Source organism: Pseudomonas nitroreducens TX1 (genome assembly GCF_000313755.1).
In the GTDB taxonomy this organism is placed as follows: Bacteria; Pseudomonadota; Gammaproteobacteria; order Pseudomonadales; family Pseudomonadaceae; genus Pseudomonas; species Pseudomonas nitroreducens_A.
Genome location: NZ_AMZB01000044.1, coordinates 1 through 6,541 on the forward strand (window position 1 = coordinate 1; position 6,541 = coordinate 6,541).

General features: G+C 62.1%; 8 protein-coding genes. 6 read left to right on the top strand and 2 right to left on the bottom strand.

Annotated elements, in window-relative coordinates; all coding sequences use genetic code 11:
- From C167_RS0100615 to C167_RS0100630, 4 genes are all read left to right on the top strand, one after another.
- On the top strand, positions 1 to 712 hold a 712-nt coding region (locus tag C167_RS0100615), incomplete at its 5' end, for a cbb3-type cytochrome c oxidase subunit I (protein ID WP_017516350.1).
- Between the two features lie 10 nt (positions 713 to 722).
- Positions 723 to 920 carry a hypothetical protein gene (locus C167_RS0100620; RefSeq protein ID WP_017516351.1) on the top strand — a complete coding sequence of 66 codons (198 nt, stop codon included), beginning with the start codon at positions 723 to 725 and terminating at the stop codon, positions 918 to 920.
- A 139-nt stretch (positions 921 to 1,059) separates the two neighbouring features.
- Positions 1,060 to 2,193 carry an HPP family protein gene (locus C167_RS0100625; RefSeq protein ID WP_017516352.1) on the top strand — a complete coding sequence of 378 codons (1,134 nt, stop codon included), beginning with the start codon at positions 1,060 to 1,062 and terminating at the stop codon, positions 2,191 to 2,193.
- A 48-nt stretch (positions 2,194 to 2,241) separates the two neighbouring features.
- On the top strand, positions 2,242 to 3,102 hold the full coding sequence (locus C167_RS0100630) for a LysR family transcriptional regulator (protein WP_017516353.1): 861 nt from the start codon (positions 2,242 to 2,244) through the stop codon (positions 3,100 to 3,102).
- A gap of 172 nt (positions 3,103 to 3,274) precedes the next feature.
- On the opposite strand, the gene C167_RS0100635 is transcribed toward C167_RS0100630, so the two are convergent.
- Together C167_RS0100635 and C167_RS0100640 are read right to left on the bottom strand one after the other, a co-directional pair.
- Entirely contained in the window at positions 3,275 to 4,009 is a 735-nt protein-coding gene (locus C167_RS0100635) for a glutamine amidotransferase (RefSeq protein WP_017516354.1), read from the bottom strand.
- Positions 4,010 to 4,088: 79 nt separating this feature from the next.
- Positions 4,089 to 4,796 carry an aspartate/glutamate racemase family protein gene (locus C167_RS0100640; RefSeq protein ID WP_037005818.1) on the bottom strand — a complete coding sequence of 236 codons (708 nt, stop codon included), beginning with the start codon at positions 4,794 to 4,796 and terminating at the stop codon, positions 4,089 to 4,091.
- Between the two features lie 84 nt (positions 4,797 to 4,880).
- Between C167_RS0100640 and C167_RS0100645 the strand changes: the two genes are divergently transcribed.
- Positions 4,881 to 5,747, top strand: a complete 867-nt coding sequence (locus tag C167_RS0100645) for a LysR family transcriptional regulator (protein WP_017516356.1) — start codon at positions 4,881 to 4,883, stop codon at positions 5,745 to 5,747.
- Between the two features lie 212 nt (positions 5,748 to 5,959).
- Positions 5,960 to 6,370: a helix-turn-helix domain-containing protein gene (locus C167_RS0100650; RefSeq protein WP_017516357.1), complete on the top strand. Its 411-nt coding sequence runs from the start codon at positions 5,960 to 5,962 to the stop codon at positions 6,368 to 6,370.
- Positions 6,371 to 6,541 lie beyond the last annotated feature (171 nt).

Genomic DNA, 6,541 nt, shown 5'->3' on the forward strand with positions numbered 1-6,541 from the left:
TCGCCTGTCCATCGTGCACTTCTGGGCGATCATCACCCTGTATATCTGGGCCGGCCCGCACCACCTGCACTACACCGCCTTGCCCGACTGGGCGCAGAGCCTGGGCATGGTGATGTCGCTGATCCTCCTGGCGCCCAGTTGGGGCGGCATGATCAACGGCATGATGACCCTCTCGGGTGCCTGGCATAAGTTGCGCACCGACCCGATCCTGCGTTTCCTTGTGGTGTCGCTGGCCTTCTACGGCATGTCGACCTTTGAAGGACCGATGATGGCGATCAAGACGGTGAACTCGCTGTCGCACTACACCGACTGGACCATCGGCCACGTGCATGCCGGTGCCCTGGGCTGGGTGGCGATGATCTCCATCGGCGCGCTCTACCACATGATTCCCAAGCTCTACGGCCGCGAGCAGATGCACAGCGTCGGGCTGATCAACGCGCACTTCTGGCTCGCTACCATCGGCACCGTGCTATACATCGCCTCGATGTGGGTCAACGGCATTACCCAGGGCCTGATGTGGCGCGCGGTGAACGAGGACGGTACGCTGACCTACTCCTTTGTCGAAGCGCTGGCTGCCAGCCATCCGGGCTACATCGTGCGGCTGATCGGCGGTTCCACCTTCGCCAGCGGCATGCTGCTGATGGCGTGGAACACTTGGGCCACAGTGCGCTCCGGCAAGCCGGTGTCGAACCTCGCAGCGGCTGCGGCCTGAGGACTCGACGATGCTGCTGCTGAGCCTGATCGCCTGTATTGCCGCCTGCTGGCGGACCTGCCGCAGCGCCGGCGAACAAGCGGCGCTGCTGCCCTTCGCCGACGACCCGGATGCCGCGCGGCGCATGAGCGCGGCCACCGGCCGGCACTGCGAGCGGATCGTCCAGCCCCTGCCGGAACCACCACCACCGTACCGAATGCGCGCCTGATCTCCAGCGCTCCTGTTTTCCAGCCTTCTGGTTTCCCAGCCCCATGGACGGGGCCTCCCCGAGTGCCGATGTTGGCACCTTGCAGGGCTCTTCCCCGCGAGAGCCCGTTTTTTTCAAACTTCGCTCCACGGACCTACCGATGCCCGCCCTCACCGGCTGGCGGCACCGCGCCGCCGCGTACCTGCCAGACATTCCCCACACCCGCCCGCGCGAATGGCTGCGCGCCTCGCTAGGCGCCAGCCTGGGCTTCCTGCTCAGTGCCGCCACCTGCGGCCTGCTGTTCGGCTCCGCGGTGGCCCTGCACTTCGCCGGAACCTGGGCTGCTTCGGCAGTGCTGCTGTTCGCCGTTTCCTCCGGCGCCCTGGCCCAGCCCTGGTCGGTGATCGGCAGCTACCTGTGCGCATCACTGGTGGCGCTGCTGATCGGTTTCTGGCTGCCCGCCGGCATCGCCAGCGCGGCCCTCGCCCTTGGGCTTAGCCTGCTGCTGATGTACCCACTGCGCTGCCTGCATCCGCCGGGCGGCGCGCTGGCCTTCTGCATGGTGTTCGCCTCGCCGCTGCCCGGCGATCCCAGCTGGATGGCGCCGCTGCCGGCCATCAGCGGCGGCCTCTGCCTGGTGCTCCTGGCCCTGCTGTTCAACAACCTCACGCGCATGCCCTACCCGCGCCGCCGAAGCTTTGCGCCGGACAACCACCAGACCCAGGACCCAGCGCCCGGCGCGCGAGTCGGCATCCAGGCCGCCGACCTCGACCAGGCGCTGGACGAACTGGGCTCCTTCGTCGACATCACCCGCGACGACCTGGAACGCCTGGTGCGCAGTACCGAGCGACATGCCCTGCGCCGCAGCATGGGCGAGACCCGCGCGCGGGAGGTGATGTCCCGCGACCTGATCTGCGCTTCGCCGGAAACCCCGCTCAGTCACGCCCTGCGCCTGCTGGTGAAGCACCACCTGAAGGCCTTGCCGATCCTTGACGAGGAGCGCCGGCTGGTGGGCATCGTCAGCCTGATCGACCTCCTAGTGCCCAGGGGCGTCTGGTGGAAGCGACTGCTCAGCGGCATCGGCCTGCGCCGCGACCGTCTGCTGGGCGAGGTGATGACCAGCCCGGTGCTGCACGTGGATGCCGACACCCATGCGGTGGAGTTGATCCCGCTGCTCTCCGACCACGGTCTGCACTGTTTGCCGGTACTGGAGCGCGGCGAACCGGTAGGCGTGATCACCCAGACCGACCTGATCGCCGCCCTGGAGCGCGACCTGCTCAGTCATCTGGGCTGACCGACCTTTCCGTTACACTGGCCGACTGAATCGCGCAGAAGCCTCCGCATGGACATCGACCTCACCCGTACCTTCCTGGAAATCGTCCGCCACGGCAGCTTCGTGGCCGCCGCCGAACGCATGCACGTCACCCAAACCGCGATCACCGCACGGGTGCAGAAGCTGGAGGCGCATCTCAACTGCACGCTGTTCGTGCGTAACCGCGCCGGTGCACGCCTGACCCCGGACGGCGAGGCCTTCGTTACCTACGCCAACCAGATCCTGCAGACCTGGGAGGCGGCCCAGCGCGACCTGCCGTTGCCCGAAGGCATCCACAACGTGCTGCACATCGGTGGCGAAGTGAGCCTGTGCAACCCGTTGATGCTGCGCTGGGTCAGCCGTATCCGCCAGGCAATCGGCGACCACGCGGTACGCGCCGAGATCGGCGACGGCCACAGCCTGCTGCGCCAGCTGGAGCTGGGGGTGCTCGACGCAGCCCTGGTCTACCAGCCAACCTACTGGCCGGGGATGCAGGTGGAGCAGTTGCTGGAGGAGAAACTGATCCTGGTGCGTGCGCAGAACCCCGAGCCCTACGTCTACATCGACTGGGGCGAAGGCTTCCGCCAGCAACACGACAGTGCCCTGCCGGAACTGTCCAAGGCGCCGGTGTCGTTCAACCTCGGCCCGCTGGCGTTGCAGTACATCCTGGAGAACGGTGGCTCGGGCTATTTCCGCACGCGGGTGGTGCAAAGTTACCTGGACCGCAAGGTGCTGCGCCGGGTGCCCAAGGCGCCGGAGTTCAGCTACCCGACCTATCTGGTGTATTCGCGGGACCGCGATTCGCAGGCGCTGCAGCAGGCGTTCGAGCTGCTGCGCGAGGTGGTGTCGCAGGACCCGGACTGGTCACAGCGCTGGGATCCGATGATTTGACGTACCGGCCGCCACAGGAGAGAGCCCGGTCTCAAACCCGTGCGAAGAACTACGAGGAGCAAGCTCGCCTCTGTAGGTATTGCCCTTCCCCTTCCGATAACCGACCCCGTTCAATGGCTGCCCTCCACGGAGGGCGTCTGTTGACCATAAGCGGAAACCGGCTCGACGAGTCCTAGCTCAATACTTGCTGCTCACGATGTGTCGCCACAAATCTTCTGAGCAGTTCTGCTGCTTCCGGCGCAGGCACGATGGCATCAATCATCTGCTGAGGATCGTACCCTTCGGATCGGAGCAACGGCGCCCGACGCCGGATGCAAGCCGACAAGATCTCAGGGGTGAATTCCGGATGGAACTGCGCCGAAATCGCGTTTCGTCCATAGCGAATGATTTGGTGTCCATCATGCTCCGTTCGCGCCAAAACTGTCGCCCCAGGAGGCGCTTCGAGAACGCTCTGCTCATGCGTCAGTTGAGCGAAGAACGATTGGGGACAGCTTTCCAGCAACGGATCATCGCTGGCGTCCGACAGTAACAGAACCCGCTTGCACCCCAGCTCACGTCCGTCAGGGTGGTAGTCGACTCGACCACCCAAGGCGTGGGCCATGAGTTGGTGGCCATAGCAAACACCGAACAACGGCATTTCCAAAGCCAAGGCATCGCGAATCCATTGAGCCGTCAATTCACTCCAAGGCAGCCGTTCTGTGACCATCGCCCAGGAGCCGGTGATGATGGCAATTCGATCTGGATCAGGTGGTGGCAGAGGATCGCCTTCAAACACTCGCACTACCATCATTTCATCCAGAGGAACGGCGAGCAGCCGACTGAACCAGTCGCAGAGATCGCCATGGACATCGCGTATCTCCGCCGGCGGAGTACCTACCTGCAGCAGCAGGATTGAATGAATTTGCATGGAGAGACCTGAGGCTTGGCCATTCAGCTTGCCCTTGCCGCGAATTCGCGTTCAGGTGGCCAGAAGTGCTATCGGGAGTTCAATCGCCGAGGGCGAATTCCGCTGCGGCTTCAACGTGGGTGGCTGTGGAGTCGAAGCCGGGCAGCGGCAATCGATCTGGATGGAGAATCAAGCAAATCTCGGTGCAACCGAAAATTACTGAGTCAGCTCCCCCTGCCTTTGCGCGCTCTACAATCTCGACCAGAGCCGAGCGAGACGACTCAAGAATTCTACCCAAACTGAGCTCGTCAAAAATGATGTCATGAATGCGCTCGCGATCTGGCTGCGCCGGTACCATCACTTCGATCCCACGGTTGCGCATCCGGGCTGGATAGAAGTCGCCCTCCATTGTGTAGCGGGTAGCGATCAGCAAGGGCCTGTTGTAGCCATTTTTTTTAAGCTTATCCGCCATCACATCGACGATATGGATGAAAGGTAACGAAGTGGCTGCGGCGACCTCTTCCGCGACCAGATGCATCGTCACCGCACAAATCATCACGCATTCGGCACCAGCCAGTTCCAGGCTTCTGGCTACACCTGCCAACTGTCGACCAGCTTCATCCCAACGGCCAGATCGCTGCAGCTCGACAATGTCTTGAAAGTCGACGGAGTGCAGTAGTACAGGCGCAGAATGCAGCTTGCCGAGCCGTTGGTTGATTGCCTGGTTGAGTTCGCGGTAGTACACCGCCGAGCCTTCATAGCTCATGCCACCTATAAGCCCAATTTTTCGCACCCGAGTCTCCTGCATCGCTTGTCGCCTGTGGATGGAGAGGCAGTTTAGGCTGACGTATGATTCTCAAAAAATGAATTATTGAAATACGGAGTTCTTGTTTTGAGAAACCTGGATCTCGACTCCCTGCAGATATTCAAGGCGGTGGTGGACTTCAACGGCATCACCAACGCCGCCGCCCAGCTCAACAGGGTGCAGTCCAACATCACAACCCGTGTGAAGAATCTGGAGCAACGCCTGGGCGTCGAGCTCTTCCACCGTACTGGGGGCAAGCTGATTCCGACCACGGAAGGTAACTTGCTGTACGAGTATGCGGAAAAGTTGCTGCGCCTTTCTGCGGAGGCTGAGGCCGCCCTTCGCAGCGGAGCTCTGAGAGGCACGTTGCGTATAGGAACACTCGAAAGCACGGCAGCAGCCAGATTGCCTCCGTTGCTGTCGAGCTATCACGAACGCTTTCCGGACGTACTGCTTGAACTCATTTCAGGATCGTCGGACGTCTTGATCAGCAAAGTGCATTGGGGTGATATCGAGGCCGCTTTCGTTGCTGATCCCTTCAACGCCCTGGGCCTCGATTGTCAGGAAGCATTTGTCGAAGAACTGGCGTTGATCGTGTCCCGCAGCAGTCCGGTGAGCAACGCCCGAGATCTGCAGGGTACGACCATCATTGCCTTTTCCGAGGGATGCTCCTATCGACGCGTAATGGAGGGGTGGCTGGCTGCCTGCGAGATTGCCCCTGCACGCGTCCTGGAGCTGGCCTCTTATCACGCGATCACTGCTTGCGTCGCTGCGGGGACAGGGGTCTCTATTATGCCTCTTTCTGTCCTGCGAGCAGTGCAGGCCGAGCACCTGGTGCGAGTCCTTCCCCTCCCCGGGCCATTCGCACGCAGCCGCACCCATCTCGTGTGGCGTAGCGGTCATCGATCCAGCGAGCTGACTGCCCTCCAGGCTGAAATCAGCCGAACTCGCTGATCATACAAAACTCATTCGGTGACGGGCTGCCCAGTACTAGTGGGGGCCGCCTTTTTCCAGCGCCTGAATGTCCGCTATGGGTCGGTAGCTACCTTTCACCTGAAGCAGCTACCAGCATAAGCGCCCGAGCTAATAACGATTAACAAGCTCTAACTCGCTCTCCTTCCTGCACTTCGAAAGAATTGCCTCCAGTTCGCAGGGGAGGGACGAGCATGCTGCACAGACTTATCGGCCAGATTCCAGGGGAGGTCCCCAAGCGCGACCTGGCCCCTTGGCAGAAGGAGCGCGCCCAGGGCCTGCTGCTCCAGCACCTGGACACGGGGATCTCGGTGAGCGAACTGGCCGCGGCCTGCGCGCTGTCGCGCAGCGACTTCACCCGCAAGTTCAAGGTCACCACCGGCCATTCGCCCCAGGCCTGGATGCGACTCCAGCGGGTGGAAAAGGCCAAGCAGCTGATGCGTGAATCGACCTTCGCCCTGGCGGAGATCGGCCTGCAATGCGGCTTCTGCGACCAGGCGCATTTCTGCCGGATCTTCTACCGCATCGAGGGCATCACCCCCCTGGGCTGGCAGCGACGCTTCTTCGACGAGACAAGCGAATCCACCTGGCGACACGCCGGATAGTTCTTCCTGCCATACCGTGTTATGACCGTTCTGAAAATGGAACGATAGAGGCAATTTTTGCCGTCTAGTGGAGCAAGGGTGTCGAAATTAATCTTTGCTCCATGCAGTGACGCACTGCACGACGAGTCCAAACCTTCCGGCCCGGCCGGCACCCACTGAAAGCAAATCGAG